General features: G+C 75.3%; 14 protein-coding genes. 11 read left to right on the top strand and 3 right to left on the bottom strand.

What is annotated here, in order from left to right; all coding sequences use genetic code 11:
* Positions 1-161: 161 nt before the first annotated feature.
* From FHS38_RS21360 to FHS38_RS21350, 3 genes are all read left to right on the top strand, one after another.
* Positions 162-1,250 carry a DMT family transporter gene (locus tag FHS38_RS21360; RefSeq protein ID WP_184735762.1) on the top strand — a complete coding sequence of 363 codons (1,089 nt, stop codon included), beginning with the start codon at positions 162-164 and terminating at the stop codon, positions 1,248-1,250.
* Positions 1,251-2,056: 806 nt separating this feature from the next.
* On the top strand, positions 2,057-2,539 hold the full coding sequence (locus FHS38_RS21355; RefSeq protein ID WP_184735760.1) for an inorganic diphosphatase: 483 nt from the start codon (positions 2,057-2,059) through the stop codon (positions 2,537-2,539).
* Between the two features lie 57 nt (positions 2,540-2,596).
* Positions 2,597-4,156: a hypothetical protein gene (locus tag FHS38_RS21350; protein WP_184735758.1), complete on the top strand. Its 1,560-nt coding sequence runs from the start codon at positions 2,597-2,599 to the stop codon at positions 4,154-4,156.
* Here the strand turns inward: FHS38_RS21350 and ssgD are convergent.
* Positions 4,108-4,521 carry a spore wall synthesis regulator SsgD gene (ssgD, locus tag FHS38_RS21345; RefSeq protein ID WP_184735756.1) on the bottom strand — a complete coding sequence of 138 codons (414 nt, stop codon included), beginning with the start codon at positions 4,519-4,521 and terminating at the stop codon, positions 4,108-4,110. The genes FHS38_RS21350 and ssgD overlap by 49 nt on opposite strands.
* 237 nt (positions 4,522-4,758) lie before the next feature.
* On the opposite strand from ssgD, the gene FHS38_RS35550 reads away from it, so the two are divergent.
* Positions 4,759-6,201, top strand: a complete 1,443-nt coding sequence (locus tag FHS38_RS35550) for a sigma-70 family RNA polymerase sigma factor (protein WP_229822598.1) — start codon at positions 4,759-4,761, stop codon at positions 6,199-6,201.
* 151 nt (positions 6,202-6,352) lie between these two features.
* On the opposite strand, the gene FHS38_RS21335 is transcribed toward FHS38_RS35550, so the two are convergent.
* On the bottom strand, positions 6,353-7,531 hold the full coding sequence (locus FHS38_RS21335) for a sensor histidine kinase (RefSeq protein WP_184735754.1): 1,179 nt from the start codon (positions 7,529-7,531) through the stop codon (positions 6,353-6,355).
* 151 nt (positions 7,532-7,682) lie between these two features.
* Here FHS38_RS21335 and FHS38_RS21330 point away from each other — a divergent pair, with 151 nt between their 5' ends.
* Complete coding sequence (locus FHS38_RS21330) at positions 7,683-8,786, top strand: WD40/YVTN/BNR-like repeat-containing protein (protein ID WP_184735752.1); 1,104 nt, start codon at positions 7,683-7,685, stop codon at positions 8,784-8,786.
* 16 nt (positions 8,787-8,802) lie between these two features.
* Here FHS38_RS21330 and FHS38_RS21325 read toward each other — a convergent pair whose 3' ends face one another.
* On the bottom strand, positions 8,803-9,102 hold the full coding sequence (locus FHS38_RS21325; RefSeq protein WP_184735750.1) for a YciI family protein: 300 nt from the start codon (positions 9,100-9,102) through the stop codon (positions 8,803-8,805).
* An 84-nt stretch (positions 9,103-9,186) separates the two neighbouring features.
* On the opposite strand from FHS38_RS21325, the gene FHS38_RS21320 reads away from it, so the two are divergent.
* The 6 genes from FHS38_RS21320 to FHS38_RS21295 all read left to right on the top strand — a co-directional run bounded on the left by FHS38_RS21320 (position 9,187) and on the right by FHS38_RS21295 (position 15,718).
* Positions 9,187-9,909 carry an endonuclease V gene (locus tag FHS38_RS21320; RefSeq protein WP_184735748.1) on the top strand — a complete coding sequence of 241 codons (723 nt, stop codon included), beginning with the start codon at positions 9,187-9,189 and terminating at the stop codon, positions 9,907-9,909.
* 612 nt (positions 9,910-10,521) lie between these two features.
* Positions 10,522-11,457, top strand: a complete 936-nt coding sequence (locus FHS38_RS21315; protein WP_184735746.1) for a dihydrodipicolinate synthase family protein — start codon at positions 10,522-10,524, stop codon at positions 11,455-11,457.
* A gap of 153 nt (positions 11,458-11,610) precedes the next feature.
* Complete coding sequence (locus tag FHS38_RS21310) at positions 11,611-11,988, top strand: MmcQ/YjbR family DNA-binding protein (RefSeq protein ID WP_184735744.1); 378 nt, start codon at positions 11,611-11,613, stop codon at positions 11,986-11,988.
* Positions 11,989-12,165: 177 nt separating this feature from the next.
* Positions 12,166-13,299: a CaiB/BaiF CoA transferase family protein gene (locus FHS38_RS21305; RefSeq protein WP_184735742.1), complete on the top strand. Its 1,134-nt coding sequence runs from the start codon at positions 12,166-12,168 to the stop codon at positions 13,297-13,299.
* Positions 13,300-13,301: 2 nt separating this feature from the next.
* Positions 13,302-14,444, top strand: a complete 1,143-nt coding sequence (locus FHS38_RS21300; RefSeq protein WP_184736129.1) for an acyl-CoA dehydrogenase family protein — start codon at positions 13,302-13,304, stop codon at positions 14,442-14,444.
* Positions 14,445-14,503: 59 nt separating this feature from the next.
* Positions 14,504-15,718 carry an acetyl-CoA C-acetyltransferase gene (locus FHS38_RS21295; protein WP_184735740.1) on the top strand — a complete coding sequence of 405 codons (1,215 nt, stop codon included), beginning with the start codon at positions 14,504-14,506 and terminating at the stop codon, positions 15,716-15,718.
* The last annotated feature ends 52 nt before the right edge of the window (positions 15,719-15,770 follow it).

The raw sequence follows: 15,770 nt of genomic DNA, 5'->3' as shown, positions 1-15,770 counted from the left end.
CCGGACGCCCTCGAGGAGGGTGACGGCGTCACTCTCCGTACTCCCCCCGTACTCCATCGGTGGTAGGACCAAGCCCGTACTCAGGTACGACGACGGCGGCTCCCCGCGCGAGGCATTGTTGAGGGTATGAACCGCGATGGAACGGACAGGCGAGGCGTGGCGTGAGTTCACTCATGGTGTCGGTGCTGCTGTGCCTGATATCCGCCGCCGCCTACGCGGCCGCGGCCATCGCACAGGAGCGCGTCGCGGCCACCAGCGACGGCGTCACCTACGCGCCCCTGCGCCGCCCGGGCTGGTGGGGCGCCGTCGCGCTCACCGGCGTGGGCGCGACGCTGCACGTGGTGGCCCTGGCGTTCGGACCGCTGAGCCTGGTGCAGCCGCTGGGCGCGCTGACCTTGGTGTTCGCCCTGCCGATGGCCGCCCTGCTCGTGCACCGGCCGGTCGGGGCCGCGGGGTGGCGCGGGGCCATCCTCGCGACCGTCGGCCTCGCGGGGCTGCTCTCACTGACCGGGACCCCGCACCCCGAGACCCTCGGGGGCGCCGAGCGGCCGGTGCTCGCGGCGGTCGTCCTGGGCGCCGTGGCCGCGCTCGTGCTCGCCGCGCACCGGATGCGGCGGCCCGTCGTACGGGGCGTGATGCTGGCGTCCGCGGCGGGTGCCGCCTTCGGAATGGCGTCCGTCTTCACCAAGGCGGCGGCCGAGGACTGGACCGACCGCGCGACGGGCTCGCTGCTGCCCACCCTCGGCGTCATCGCGGTCCTCGCCACGGCGGGCCTGCTGCTGTCGCAGGCCGCCTACCGCGGGGCGGGGCTCGCGGCACCGCTCGCGACGGTGACCGTCGTCAACCCCGTCGTCGCGGCGGCGGTCGGCATCACCGTCCTCGGCGAGGGCTTCCGCTACGGGGTGACCGGCGGGGTGCTGGCCTTCGTGGCGGGCGCGGTCGCCACGACCGGGGTGGTCATGCTGACGGTGCGGGACGTGGACCGCGGGGCCCCTGCGGTGCCTCGTGCCGAGGGCGGTGCTGCTTCCGGTCCGGTGCCGACTGCCGAGTCCGGCCGGCCGCGCCGGGCGGTGTCTCCTGCCGAGGGCTGTACTTCTGGGCCCGTGCCGACTGCCGGGCCCGCCGGCCCGCGGCGGGCCGCGTCGGCTTCGGCGCCCGGGGCCGAGCCGGCACCCGAGCCCCGGCTCCCCGGCGCGCGGCCGGACGGCCGCTGCCTCGTTCCGGCGCGCTCCGCGCCGGAGGACGACTGAGCCGTCTGCTGCCGTCTGCTGCCGTCCTAGGCCGGTCGCCGTGGTCACCCGCGGCCCCGTGCCGCAACCGCCCTGCGCGTCCCGGCGCCTCCCGTCGCAGGAGGACGGTGCCGCCGCCACGGCGCGCCCTGCGGCCGGGCCGCAGGCGCCACGCCGACCGGCCCCGCGCAGGGGCGAGGCGCGTACCGAGCGGCAACCTCCGGGCGCGGGCCCGCGGACGGAAACGGCGGTCGGCCGCGGGTCCCCGGACACGGCGAGCCGCGCGCCGACGCCCGGCCATCGCGCCGGGCCGACAGGCGGGCCGCGCCCCGCAGCCGGTGGCGCAGGCGCAACGCCGCCCCCCGCGCAGGGGCGAGGCTCACGGAGCGGCAAGCTCCAGGCACGGGGCCGCGGACGGAAACGGCGGTCGGCCTCGGAACCCCCGGACACGGCGAGCCGCGCGCCGACGCCCGGCCATCGCGCCGGGCCGACAGGCGGGCCGCGCCCCGCAGCCGGTGGCGCAGGCGCAACGCCGACCGGTCCCGCACTGGGGCGACGCGCACGGGGCGTCACGCTCGCGGACGGAAACGGCGGTCGGCCGCGGGTCCCCGGACGCGGCGAGCCGCGCGCCGACGCCCGGCCATCGCGCCGGGCCGACAGGCGGGCCGCGCCCGCGGCCGGTGGCGCAGGCGCAACGCCGCCCCCCGCGCAGGGGCGAGGCTCACGGGGCGCCGAGCTCCGAAACGAACCCGTAGCGCCACCGCGCCATGGTGCCCCACGGGCAGACCGCGCCACCATGGTGCTCCGACACCTACCGAGGAGCATCCGTGGACTTCGACGTCATCGTGGAGATCCCGCAAGGCAGCCGGAACAAGTACGAGATGGACCACGAGTGGGGGCGTATCCGGCTGGACCGGCTGCTGTTCACCTCGACGCGCTATCCCGCGGACTACGGATACATCGAAGGGACCCTGGGCGCCGACGGGGACCCGCTGGACGCGCTGGTCCTCGCGGGCGAGCCCACCTTCCCCGGTGTCGTCATCCGCTGTCGCGCGATCGGGATGTTCCGGATGCGCGACGAACAGGGCGAGGACGACAAGGTCCTGTGCGTGCCCGCCCGGGACCCCCGGCACGAGCACCTGCGGGACCTGCGGCACCTGTCGGAGTTCGACCGGCTGGAGATCCAGCACTTCTTCGAGGTCTACAAGGAGCTCGAACCCGGCAAGTCCGTCGACGGCGCCTGCTGGGCCGACCGCACCGCCGCCGAGGCCGAGATCGCCGCCTCCCGGCTCAGAGCCGAACGGTCCTGACACCGCCCCGCCGTACGAACGGGCCGCCACCGGGCGTGGATGGGGTAGAAGAGGACCATGGCCACCACCGAGCGGGTCACCGAGCCCGTCCCCATCCGGCCGGTCCGCCCGGTCCGCCGCGATCCGCGCCTGGCGGCCGTCGCGCTCGGCTACGCGGTGCTGCAACTGTGCTACGCCGTGGCGCACATGGAGCTCGGCTGGGACGAGAGCGTCTACCTCTCGCAGGTCGACCCCCACAACCCGGCCGCCTACTTCAGCGCCCCACGCTCACGCGGCGTCAGCTTCCTCGTCGCGCCCGTCCTCGTCGTCACCTCCTCCACCCTCGCCCTGCGCCTGGTGCTGGTGCTGCTCTCCTCGGCCACGCTGTACGCGGCGTTCAAGCTGTGGGAGCCGCTGCTCGGGCGGGGACGGCCGGCGCTCGCGGCGCTGCTCTTCGCCGGGTTGTGGATCACCGTGCTCAGCGGCCCGGAGGTCATGCCGAACCTCTGGGTCGCGCTCGCGGCCGTCGCCGCCGTGGGCTGGTTCCTGCGCGCCCACCACGGCGTCACCGACCGGGGCACCGCCCTGGCCGGCGTCGTCGTCACCCTCGCCGCTGCCACCCTCTTCCGCGCCCACGACGGGGTCTGGCTGGCCCTGCCCCTGCTGGCCGGCTGCGCGGCCGTACGGGCCTGGCGCCGGCCGGGCACCGTGGCCGCCGTCCTCGGCGGGCTCGCGCTCGGCGGTGCGCAGTGGGCCGTCGAGGCGTACGTACGCTTCGGCGGCATCGCGCACCGGCTGGCCCTGTCCAGCGACACCGAAGGGGGCATGGGCGCGCACCTCGGCGCCGGATTCCGGGCCGCCCACCGCGCTCTCAACGGCCCCCAGCTGTGCCGGCCCTGCCGGATCGCGGGACCGCCGCTCACCCACTCGCTGTGGTGGCTGCTGCTCCCCGCCGTCACCGCCACCGCCTGCGCGCTCGCTCTGCGGGCCCGCCGCCGCTCAGGGGAGGGGGCGGCCGTCACCCTGTTGCCCGTCGCCTGCGCGCTCGGCCTCGCCGCGCCCTATCTGCTGCTCCTCGACTACTCCGCCCCCCGCTTCCTGCTCCCCGCCTACGCCCTGCTCGCCCTGCCCGTGGCCGGTCTCGCGGCCCGGGCCGTGCGATCCGTCCGCACCGCGGGGCGGCGGCACGCCGTGACCGCCTTGCTGTGCGCGGTGCTCGTCGCCCATCTCTCCGTGCAACTGGAGGAGTTGCGGGTGAACACGGCCGACGCCCGCGACACCGCCGTCCGTTACCGTCGCGCGGCCGAGGCGCTGCGCCGCCTCGGCATCGAACCGCCCTGCCTCGTGACCGGCCCGCGCGCGCAGCCCATCGCCTACGCGGCGGGGTGCGCCTCCGCCCAGACCGCGGGCAACAACCGCTCGGCCACCACCGCCGACATCGTGCGCACCTCGGGGTACGAGCCGACGGCCGTCCTCTTCGATCCCCGCGACGGTTACCTGCCGTCCTACGCCCGCGACTGGCTGCCGCGGCCGCTGCCGGGCACCGACTGGGTCGCGTACGTCCCGTGGGCGCCGCCGGGACCGCCCGGTCAGGCCTCCCGCAGCAGCGCGGCGAGGTCGCTGTCCACGTCGAGATGACCCGCCTCGGTGCCCGCGGGCACCAGTTCGTACGAGCGCCCCAGGAACCGGCGGAGTTCGGCGGTGTCGAGCTGGACCATGGCCACCCCCTCCCGCGCGTGGAACTCCAGCACCGTGCGGTCCGCCCCGCACGGCCACACCTGTACGTCCCCGCAGCCCGTCGACGTGTTGAGGCCGGTCGCCAGCAGCTCGCGGGCGAAGGTCCACTCGACCTCCGCGCCGTCGAGGGAGGCGGCGGGCGGGAACGCGATGTGCACGGCGAAGGGATCGGAGCGCTCGTAACGCAGCCGCGCGGGAACGGCGCGGGCCGGCGGGGCCGAGACGATGAGCCGGGCCTGGACGGCCTGGTCGATGAGAGTGGACAACGCCTGCTCCCTTGCGCTTGATTCCGGGTGGTGCGGGTCCTTGCCTCTTCGGCTGGAGAGACGGGTTATCGATCGCCCTCGTGCACATGAATCGAGCGTGAGCTGCGTCACTGCCCTTGGATGGGGGAGACATTTGCCATCTACGCTTGCGAACTCTAAGTAATGCCTCCAAGGGCGGGCGGACCTGCCGAGAAGCCCGCCGCCCGCGGCGAGGCACCGACAGGAGTGCGCACCACGATGACCGACCGTTCGACAGCGCCGGGAGCGGCCGACTACACGCGGCTCTACGAGCGCGAACACCCGCGGCTCGTGGCGTACGCGCGCACCCTCACCGCGGACTCCTGGGCCGCCGAGGACCTCGTGGCCGAGGCCCACTTCCGGGTCTGGCGCCGACTGCGGGACGGGCACGACATCGACAACGTGTCCGCCTACCTCACCACCACCGTGCGGAACCTCGCCACCACCGTGGGGCGGGCGACGCGGGAGATCCCGCAGGACCCGGTGGACGGGCCCGCCTGGCCGGACGTCCCGGCCACGACCGGCTCCGACCCCTTCCAGCGCGTCGCCTACGTCGAACTGCTCGCGAATGTCCTCGGGCAGCTGCCCCGCCGCTGGGTCACCGCGCTCTGGCTGGCGGAGGCCGAGGGGCAGCCGCTCGAGGCGGTCGGCCGGCGCATCGGCACCGGGCGCGGCGCCACGGCCGTCCTGCTGCACCGGGCCCGCGAGGGCATGCGCCAGGCGTTCCTGCGCGCCCTGCCGGGCGCCCCGGCACGGGCGGCGTGCGGGAGGCACTGGGAGCGCATGCCGGCGCGCGTGCGGGGCGTGGCCTCGGCCCGGCAGTCCGACGGGCTCGACGCGCACGTCGCCGACTGCCCCGACTGCCGGGCCCGGATGGCCCTGCTCACCCAGGCCAACCACCGCCTGCCCGCCCTCGTCGGCCCGGCGCTGCTGGTGCTGTTCGCCGGGGGCGCGGGGAAGTTCCTGATCCCGGTGCTGGGCGCGGCGGGTGCGACCGGTGCCGCACACGGCGGTTCGGGCGGCGCGGGATCGGGCGCGCTCACGTCCGTGGGGCGGCTGCTGCGCGGCGGAAGCGGGCAGGCCGGCCCGGTCGCGGCGGGCGCGGCCGGTGTGGGCGTGCTGGCGGTGGCGGGCGCGGTCGCCGCGGGTTTCGCGCTGGCCGCAGGGAACGGATCCGGGCCGCGGCAGGAGGCCGCGGCCCCGGGGGTGACGGCGCCGGCCCGTACCGGTTCGCCGGCGCCGAAGGATTCCGCGGAGGCGACGGGGCCGGCGGGTTCGGAGGGGTCGGCAGCGCCGACGGGGCCGGGTGCACCGGCTCCCGGGGCGACGGGCCGACAGACGCGGGGTGTTCCCGCGCCCTCCGCCACGGACAAGGCCGACGGCTCGCCGACGGCCGGGCCGCGTCCGGGTGCGGTGGCGACCCCGCCCACCGCCACGACGGCGCCCTCGCCCGTCCGGCCGCCCGCCCCGTCCCCCACGGCCACGTCCGCGCCCACGACCTCGGCCCCGGCGCCCACCCGGCCCCCGGCCCCGACGTCCGTCCCGTCGACCACCCCGCCGCCGATCCCGAGCCCCACCCGGGTGCCCACCCCGTCGGCGACGCCCACCCGCCACTGCCTGGAGTGGGGCGCCGGGCACTGGACGATCTGCTGGTACGGCTGAGCCGCTCGTGCGGGCCGTGCCGGGTGCACCTCCGCTGCGCGGCGGTGTCCTCGATCGCCACCCGAGCCCGTCCGGCGTTTGAGGACGCGCCCGCAGGGCGCTCGCCGCCGCAGGCGGCAAGACGGCCCCGCGGTCGGCAGGACACACCGCCCTACGGGCGTACGGGCAGCGCGGCCAGGACCTCCCAGCCACCGCCCGGAACCGGCCCCGCCGTCAACGTGCCGCCGATCGCGTCGGCCCGCTCGGTGAGGCCGACGAGGCCGAGGCCGCCGCTGTCCTCGGGCGTGCGGTGCGGCTGCTGCCGCGGGGCGGCGCCGTCGTCGTGCACGGACACGAAGAGGCGGTGGCCGGCCCGGCGGAGCGTGACGCGGACGGCCGAGGCGTCGGGGCTGTGCTTGGCCACGTTCGCCAGGGCCTCGCCGACGATGCGGTGCACGGACGCCGCCAGTTCGGGGGCGAGGCCCGCGTCGAAGCAGGGGTCGACGTGCAGGGTGACCCGCGGGGCGCCCGGGTTCGTCCGGTGGAAGCCGTCGACCAGCTCCGTGAGTCCGCCCACTCCCGGCAGCGGCTCGCGGTGGGGCTGGTCCTGGTGCAGGACGCGCAGCAGCCGCCTGGCCGATGTCATCGCCTCGTCGCCGGCCTCCTCGATGTCACGCAGGGACGCGGCGACGCGCTCGTCCTTCGCCAGCGAGCCGGTGGCGCGCGCCAGCAGGGTCATCGCGGCGACGTGATGGGAGACGAAGTCGTGCAACTCGCCGGCCAGCTCCAGTCGTTCGGCGTCGCGCGCGGCGGCCACCGCCTTGGCACGCTCGGCGTCCCGGTAGCGCAGACACAGGCCCAGCGCGGTGACCCCGGCCACGACGAGGGCGTAGGCGACGACGGTGGTGCTGAGCACGTCCGAGTCCCGCACGGGCGCGGCGAGCACCCCGGCGGCCAGCGCGACGCCCAGCGGCACGGCGGCTCGTACCGGAGCGCGCCAGGCGACGAGTGCCAGCAGCGTCAGCAGCGCCGCGCTCTCGGTGAACCCCCAGACCGGCACGTGCACCCCGACGGCCAGCAGATAGCCGGTCGCCGACCACGACACCCCGGCGGCCGCCAGGGCCCGTACGGGGAGCTCCGCCCACGGCAGCACGCACAAGGCGACCAGCAGCCCCGCGGCCCACACCACCAGGTGCGCGTGGTGCACGCCCGGACAGTCCGCGGCCTCCCGGCTCAGCAGTCGCCCCTCGATCAGCCACAGGCCGCACAGGGCCGCCGCCGGCCACCGCAGCCGTCGACGCGGGGGCCCGGAGGGAGTGCCGAAGGAGGACGGCAAGGGGATGGGGGTCATGCGTTTCACGCTAGGTGCGCCCGCCGGGCCCTCGGATCACCCGTACAGCCACATCCGATCGGTCAAAAGGATGAAACTTGGACTGTTTCTTCGCCGACGGCACCATGGACGGGCCGCCCCCGGTCGGCTAGCTTCCCGCCCTATGAGGCGGATGGGGAAGTCGTTACGAGGATTACTCGCCGGGATCTGTGGGGTGGCGCTCGCCGTCGTGGGCACCGCGCCCGCCCGGGGCGCCGCACCCGCCCCGCACGGCGACGGACCACGGCAGCCGGCCTGGGAGACGAAGACCAGCGGTTCCGACGCGCGGTTCCGCGGGCTCGCGGCCGTGAGCCGGAGCACCGCGTGGGTGGCGGGCACCAAGGGGACCGTGCTGCTCACCCGTGACGGGGGACGCCGCTGGCGCGACGTGTCGCCGCCCGGCGCGGGCGGGCTGGAGTTCCGGGACGTGGAGGCCTTCGACGCGCGCCGCGCGGTCGTCCTGGTGATCGGCGAGGGCGAGGCTTCGCGGGTCTTCCGCACGGACGACGGCGGAACCACCTGGACGGAGAGCTTCCGCAACACCGACCCGAAGGCCTTCTACGACTGCCTCACGTTCTTCGACACCCGCCACGGCATCGCCCTCGGGGACCCCGTGGACGGGAAGTTCCGGATCCTCGCGACCGGCGACGGCGGGCGCAGCTGGCGGGTGCTGCCCACGGCCGGCATGCCCGCGGCGCTCCCCGGCGAGGCGGCGTTCGCCGCGAGCGGCCAGTGCGTGGTCGGCGCGGACGCGCGCGCCGGATCCCACGCGTGGTTCGCCACCGGCGGAGGCGCGACGTCCCGCGTCTTCCACTCGGCCGACCGCGGCCGCACCTGGACGGTCACCGAGGCGCCCGTACCGGCCGGCGACCCGGCCCGCGGCGTCTTCGGGCTCGCCTTCCGCGACCGCGCGCACGGGCTGGCCGTCGGCGGCGACTACCGCGCCGGGCAGCCGTCGGCACGCGCCGCGGCCGTCAGCGGCGACGGCGGCACCACCTGGGCACCCTCGGGCCGGCCACCGGCCGCCTACCGCTCCGGCGTGGCCTGGCTGCCGCACAGCCGGTCCGCCGCCCTCGCCGTCGGACCGACCGGCAGCGAGTTCAGCGCGGACGCGGGCCGCACCTGGCGCGCCTTCGACGCCGGCTCGTACGACACGGTCGACTGCGCACCCGACCGCGGCTGCTGGGCGGCCGGGGAGAAGGGACGGATCGCCCGCCTCGCCCGGCCGGGCCGGTGACCGGGACCGGCGGGGCTCAGGAAGGCAGTTCCTGCCGGTAGTGCTCCAGCGGCGGGGACGTCTTCGTCGCGACGAACTCCGTGACCGAGTACTCGCACACCCCCGCCACGCTGAACGGGTCGCTCTCCACGATCTCCTCGATCTTCGACCGGTCGTCGCCGATGGCGATGATGATCCCGCCGTCGCGCGGCACCTTGCGGCCGGAGGCGATGAAGACACCGGACGCGTAGTGCGCGTCCAGCCAGGCGATGTGCTCGGCGAGGGCGGCCTCGACGCGCTCGACGGGGGCGATGTAGGTCAGCTCCAGTACAAACATGATCAACAGGCTACGCGCCCGGGGCGGCCGGGGCCCGCCCCGGGAGTCCGGCGCGCCCGCCCCTCGATTAACGTGAGCCGCACTATGACCACTGCGCACCTTGACCACGGCGGCCGCGAGAACCTGCCGGGCGACTGGCCGACGACGGAGGCGGAAGCGATCGCCGTCCAGGACGAGTTGCGCGGGCGGGTCGTGACGGACGAGGCGGGGCCGCCGCCCGGCGAGCCGCTCGTGGTCGTCGGTGTGGACGTGGCCTACGACGACGAGCGGGACGTCGTCGCGGCGGCGGCCGTCGCGCTCGACGCGCAGACGTTCGACGTCGTCGAGGAGGCCACGGCGGTCGGCCGCGTGGCCTTCCCCTACGTCCCGGGCCTGCTGGCCTTCCGCGAGATCCCCACCGTGCTCGCTGCCCTCGGCGCTCTCACCGTCACCCCCGGCCTGATCGTCTGCGACGGCTACGGACTCGCCCACCCCCGCCGCTTCGGCCTCGCGGCCCACCTCGGCGTCCTCACCGGCCTGCCCACGATCGGCGTCGCCAAGAACCCCTTCACCTTCACCTACGCCCCACCCGGGCCGCGGCGCGGCGACACCTCCCCGCTCCTGGACGGCGACGAGGAGGTGGGCCGCGCCCTGCGCACCCAGGACGGCGTCAAGCCCGTCTTCGTCTCCGTCGGCCACCGCGTGAGCCTCGACCACGCCTGCGCCCACGCCCTGCGCCTGGCCCGCGACTTCCGCCTCCCCGAAACCACCCGCGCGGCGGATTCCCTCTGCCGCCGGGCGCTGTCGAACGCGGCGGCGGGGGCGTAGCCCCGCGAACCGCGGGTGGCGGAGTCGGGCCGGTCCCGGGGGAGTGGCCGAACTCCCCGGCCGGTGGAACGGATCCGGGCCACGGCCCCGGGGTGACGGCCGCCGACGCGTACCGGTGCGCCGGCGCCGGCGGAGGCGACGGGGTCGGGCGCCCGGCGCCCGGAGGTTGGCGCCCGGTCCCCGGGGGCGGGTGGTCTGCCGGGTGCGGCGTCTTCGGTGCTCGGCGCAGGGCTGACGCGGGTGGTGAGTTCGGTCGGTCCCAGGGGGAGCGGTGCGGGCGGTCTGCCGGGCGCGGTGTCCTCGGTGCTCGGCACAGGGCTTCGCCTGCGGGTGGGCGCAGGGCTGACGCGGGCGGCCGAGTCCGGCCGGTCCGAGGGTGAGCGGAGCGGCGCGGGCGGCCGACGCGCGGACGGGATCCGGGCAGCGGCCTCGCCGAGGTGCATCGTGACGACCCGCCGTCAGGCGGCACGGCTTCCGGCCCGGCCGCGCGCAGCGCCACCGCGGTCTTGACACCCACCGGGCGCTGGGCCAGATTCGGCCGCGGGCGCGGAAGCGGATCTACCGTGTCCGGATCGCTCGCCCGTTCCCCTCCTGCCGAAGGCCGGTCCCGCGATGGCTCTGCCCAGCCCCCTCTCCGGCGTCGTCCCTCCGCTGTGCACTCCGCTCACTCCATCGGGCGACATCGACACCCGCTCCCTCGCCGCGCTCGTCGAACACGTCCTCACCGCCGGCGCCACCGCCGTCTTCGCGCTCGGTTCCAGCGGGGAGACCGCCTATCTGAGTGACGCGCAGCGCCGCACCGCGCTGCGGGCCACCGTCGACACCGTCGCCGGCCGGGTCCCCGTGCTGGCCGGGGTCATCGACATGACCACCGCGCGCGTGCTCGACCAGGCCCGCGCCGCCGCGGCACTCGGCGCGGACGCCCTCGTCGCCACCGTGCCCTTCTACTCGCACCCCCACCCGACCGAGGCCGCCACCCACTTCCGCCGCGTCCGCGACGGGGTGGACCTGCCGCTCCTCGCCTACGACATCCCGTCCGCCGTCCACACCAAGCTCGCCGCCGCCACGGTCCTGGCGCTCGCCGAGGACGGCACGCTCGCCGGGCTCAAGGACAGCAGCGGCGACGGCGGGGCGCTGCGCCGTCTGCTGGTCGCCCTGCGCGGCCGCGGCCTCGCCGACACGTTCTCCGTGCTGACCGGCTCCGAACTCACCGTCGACGCCGCCCTGCTGGCGGGCGCCCACGGCGTCGTCCCCGGCCTCGGCAACGTGGACCCGGCCGCCTACGTACGGCTGTACGGACACGCGCGCGCGGGCCGCTGGACCGAAGCGGCCGCCGAACAGGACCGGCTCGCCGCGCTGTTCGCGCTCACCGAGACGGGCGATCCGGCGGCCATGGGCGGCAGCTCCTCCGCACTCGGCGGCTTCAAGGCCGCCCTCCACCTGCTCGGCGTCATCGACTGCCCCGCCACCGCCGCCCCCCAGACCCCGCTGCCCGACTCCGCCGTGCGGTCCGTACGCCGCTACCTGGAGGAGGGCGGCCTTCTGTGAGCGCGGGCCCGGTGGTGCCGGTGCGGACACCCACGCCCGCACACACCGGACGCGCCACCGACGAACGTGCCGCGCCGTCGCCCGCGCACTAGCGTGTGACGGGCAGCGGCGCGTGCCGCGACGCGTACGGACAGCTCCCGACCGGAGGACCCCATGCCGGCATCCCCAGCTCCCCTCACCGCGCGGGCGAAGGTCCGTGACTTCGCGCTCGGACTCCCCGGGACCGTTGAGGAGTTCCCGTGGGAGGACGACGCCGTCATCAAGGTCAACAAGAAGATCTTCGTCTTCCTGGGGGCGGAGGGGAACGTCGAGAGCCCCGGCATCAGCGTCAAGCTCAAGGACGAGGAGACCCACGGGCACGCCCTCGCCGTGCCCGGAGCCGCGCCCACCGGGTACGGGCTGGGGCGGTCGGGCTGGGTGTCCGTGCCGCTGACCGGCGGGACGCCGGTCGACCTGCTCTGCGACTGGGTGGAGGAGAGCTACCGGACGATCGCCCCCAAGAGACTCGTCGCCCGGCTCGACGCGGACTGAGCCCGCGCCCCGCCCCCGCCCGATCCCGCCGACGCCCTGGCCAAGTGCCGCCGCGGCAGCGGGATTTTGCCGTCCCCGGAACACCCCCGGGGGCTTGTGGAAAGTGGAACACGTTCTTAACATCGCGAGTGTTACAGCAGTTGTGTCACAAGAGGTCGTCACGGGACTGGGGTCTGGATGGCAGCGTCGGGGAACGGCCCGCTCACCGGGGTGCGCGTCGTCGAGCTCGCGGGGATCGGGCCGGGTCCGTTCGCGGCCATGCTCCTCGCCGACCTCGGCGCCGACGTCGTCCGCGTCGACCGCCCCGGCGGTCCGGGACTCGCCATCGACCCCGACCACGACATCGCCAACCGCAACAAACGCTCCGTCGTCGTCGACCTCAAGGCGGAGCACGGCCCGGCGACGGTGCTCGACCTCGTCGAACGGGCCGACGTGCTGCTGGAGGGCTACCGCCCCGGCGTCGCCGAGCGGCTCGGCGTCGGCCCCGACACCTGCCTCGCCCGCAATCCCCGGCTCGTCTACGGACGGATGACCGGCTGGGGCCAGGAGGGCCCGCTCGCACACACGGCCGGGCACGACATCGGCTACATCGCCGTCACCGGCGCCCTGGGCATGACCGGCCCGGCCGACGGCCCGCCGTACCCGCCCGCCAACCTCCTCGGCGACTACGCGGGCGGCTCCCTCTACCTCGTCATCGGCGTCCTCGCCGCCCTCCAGCACGCCCGGGCCACCGGCACCGGACAGGTCGTCGACGCCGCCATCGTCGACGGCACCGCGCACCTCACCGCCATGATCCACGGCATGCTGGCGGCCGGCGGCTGGCAGGACCGGCGCGGGGTCAACCTCCTCGACGGGGGCGCGCCCTTCTACGGCACGTACGAGACGGCCGACGGCGGCCACATGGCGGTCGGCGCGCTGGAGCCCCGCTTCTACGCCGAATTCGTCCGTCTGCTCGGCATCGAGCAGACCGCGCCCGCCCGCGACGACCTGGCCCGCTGGGGCGAGCTGCGCACCGCCATCGCCGACCGCTTCCGGCAGCGCACCCGCGCCGAGTGGACGGCCGTCTTCGAGGACTCCGATGCCTGCGTCGCGCCGGTGCTGTCGCTGCGCGAAGCCCCCGAGCACCCGCACCTCGCCGCGCGCGGCACGTTCGTCGAACACGGCGGCCTCGTCCAGCCTGCCCCCGCCCCGCGCTTCTCCGCCACCCCCGGATCCGTCCGCAGACCGCCCGCGCGGCCCGGCGCCGACACCGCCGAGGTCGCCCGCGACTGGGACGTCCGCGGCCTCGACAAGCCCCAGGAGGGACCGTGACGATGCAGCGCCGGATCTTCACCGCCGACCACGAGGCGTTCCGCGAGACCGTGCGGACGTTCCTCGCCAAGGAAGTGACGCCGCACCACGCGCGGTGGGAGGAGGACGGCGTCGTCTCCCGCGACGCCTGGCTCGCGGCCGGGCGGCAGGGGCTGCTCGGCCTCGCGGTGCCCGAGGAGTACGGCGGCGGGGGAGCGACCGACTTCCGCTACAGCGCCGTGCTCACCGAGGAGTTCACCCGCGCGGGCGCCTCCGGGCTGGCGATCGGGCTGCACAACGACATCATCGGCCCGTATCTGACCTCGCTGGCCACGGACGAGCAGAAGCGCCGCTGGCTGCCCGGCTTCTGCACGGGCGAGACCATCACGGCCATCGCCATGACCGAGCCGGGGGCCGGCTCCGACCTCCAGGGCATCCGCACCGCGGCCGAGGACCGGGGCGACCACTGGGTGCTGAACGGCTCCAAGACCTTCATCTCCAACGGCATCCTCGCCGACCTCGTCATCGTCGTCGCGAAGACCACGCCCGAGGGCGGGGCGAAGGGCCTCAGTCTGTTCGTCGTCGAGCGCGGGGCCGAGGGCTTCGAGCGCGGCCGCAACCTCGACAAGATCGGCCAGAAGGCCCAGGACACCGCCGAGCTGTTCTTCCGCGACGTCCGCGTCCCCAAGGAGAACCTCCTCGGCGAACTCCACGGCGCGTTCGGGCATCTGATGACCAACCTGGCCCAGGAGCGGATGAACATAGCCGTCGCCGGGATCGCGGCGGCCGAGCACCTGCTGGAGATCACCACGGCGTACGTCAAGGAGCGCGAGGCGTTCGGCCGTCCGCTGGCCAAGCTCCAGCACATCCGCTTCGAGATCGCCGAGATGGCCACCGAGTGCGCCGTCACCCGCACGTTCCTGGACCGCTGCATCGAGGACCACGCCCGGGGCGAGCTCGACGCCGTGCACGCCTCGATGGCCAAATGGTGGGCGACCGAGCTGCAGAAGCGGGTCGCCGACCGCTGTCTGCAACTGCACGGGGGATACGGCTACATGACCGAGTACCGGGTCGCCAAGGCCTTCACCGACGGCAGGATCCAGACGATCTACGGCGGGACCACCGAGATCATGAAGGAGATCATCGGCCGGTCCCTGCTCTCCTGATCCGCCCTCGCCCCACAGCTCTCCACCGCCCCCCTTTTTTCCCCGAAAGGCTGCCGACCTTGAGCACCGAAGCGTTTGTGTACGACGCGATCCGCACCCCGCGCGGCCGCGGCAAGGCCAATGGGTCGCTGCACGGCACCAAGCCGATCGACCTCGTCGTCGGCCTGATCCACGAGATGCGCCGTCGCTTCCCGGACCTGGACCCCGCCGCCGTCGACGACATCGTGCTCGGCGTCGTCAGCCCCGTCGGCGACCAGGGCTCCGACATCGCCAAGGTCGCGGCCATCGCCGCCGGGCTCCCCGACACCGTCGCCGGCGTCCAGGAGAACCGCTTCTGCGCCTCGGGTCTGGAGGCCGTCAACCTCGCCGCGGCCAAGGTCCGCTCCGGCTGGGAGGACCTGGTCCTCGCGGGCGGCGTCGAGTCGATGTCCCGCGTCCCCATGGCCTCCGACGGGGGCGCCTGGTTCGCCGACCCGATGACGAACTTCGACGTCAACTTCGTGCCCCAGGGCATCGGCGCCGACCTCATCGCCACCCTCGGCGGGTTCACCCGCCGCGACGTCGACACCTTCGCCGCCCGCTCCCAGGAGCGCGCCGCCGAGGCCTGGAAGGCCGGCCGCTTCGACCGCTCCGTCGTCCCCGTACGGGACCGCAACGGCCTCGTCGTCCTCGACCGGGACGAACACCTGCGCCCCGGCACCACCGCCGACTCCCTGAGCGCCCTCAAGCCCTCCTTCGCGGGCATCGGCGAAGCGGGCGGCTTCGACGCGGTGGCGCTCCAGAAGTACCACTGGGTGGAGAAGATCGACCACGTCCACCACGCGGGCAACTCCTCCGGCATCGTGGACGGCGCGGCCCTCGTCGCCATCGGCAACCGCGAGGTCGGCGAGCGCTACGGCATGGCACCCCGCGCCCGCATCGTCTCCGCCGCCGTCTCCGGCGCCGACCCCACCATCATGCTCACCGGACCCGCCCCCGCCACCCGCAAGGCCCTCGCCAAGGCGGGCCTGACCATCGACGACATCGATCTGATCGAGATCAACGAGGCGTTCGCCGCCGTGGTGCTGCGCTTCGCCCGGGACATGGGCATCGGCCTGGAGAAGATCAACGTCAACGGCGGCGCCATCGCCCTCGGTCACCCCCTCGGCGCGACCGGCGCGATGCTTCTCGGCACGGTCGTCGACGAGCTGGAGCGACAGGACAAGCGCTACGGCCTGATCACCCTCTGCGTCGGCGGCGGCATGGGCAGCGCGACCGTCGTCGAGCGCCTCTAGCCTCCGGCGGACCTCCACCCGTGCTGCGGCGCGGTGTGGCACCGTCGGTCCG

The sequence above is a fragment of the Streptomyces netropsis genome, from assembly GCF_014203545.1.
Classification (GTDB): domain Bacteria; phylum Actinomycetota; class Actinomycetes; order Streptomycetales; family Streptomycetaceae; genus Streptomyces; species Streptomyces netropsis.
This window is presented reverse-complemented; position numbering and strand designations above follow the sequence as displayed.

What these genes read in the sequence shown, in the direction of transcription:
- FHS38_RS21320 (WP_184735748.1), top strand. Translation starts at nt 9,187, where the DNA reads ATGACCACTGCGCACCTTGACCACGGCGGCCGCGAGAACCTGCCGGGC.
- FHS38_RS21315 (WP_184735746.1), top strand. Translation starts at nt 10,522, where the DNA reads ATGGCTCTGCCCAGCCCCCTCTCCGGCGTCGTCCCTCCGCTGTGCACT.
- FHS38_RS21350 (WP_184735758.1), top strand. Translation starts at nt 2,597, where the DNA reads ATGGCCACCACCGAGCGGGTCACCGAGCCCGTCCCCATCCGGCCGGTC.
- FHS38_RS21335 (WP_184735754.1), bottom strand. Translation starts at nt 7,531, where the DNA reads ATGACCCCCATCCCCTTGCCGTCCTCCTTCGGCACTCCCTCCGGGCCC.
- FHS38_RS21310 (WP_184735744.1), top strand. Translation starts at nt 11,611, where the DNA reads ATGCCGGCATCCCCAGCTCCCCTCACCGCGCGGGCGAAGGTCCGTGAC.
- FHS38_RS21330 (WP_184735752.1), top strand. Translation starts at nt 7,683, where the DNA reads ATGGGGAAGTCGTTACGAGGATTACTCGCCGGGATCTGTGGGGTGGCG.
- FHS38_RS21300 (WP_184736129.1), top strand. Translation starts at nt 13,302, where the DNA reads ATGCAGCGCCGGATCTTCACCGCCGACCACGAGGCGTTCCGCGAGACC.
- FHS38_RS21325 (WP_184735750.1), bottom strand. Translation starts at nt 9,102, where the DNA reads ATGTTTGTACTGGAGCTGACCTACATCGCCCCCGTCGAGCGCGTCGAG.
- FHS38_RS35550 (WP_229822598.1), top strand. Translation starts at nt 4,759, where the DNA reads ATGACCGACCGTTCGACAGCGCCGGGAGCGGCCGACTACACGCGGCTC.
- FHS38_RS21305 (WP_184735742.1), top strand. Translation starts at nt 12,166, where the DNA reads ATGGCAGCGTCGGGGAACGGCCCGCTCACCGGGGTGCGCGTCGTCGAG.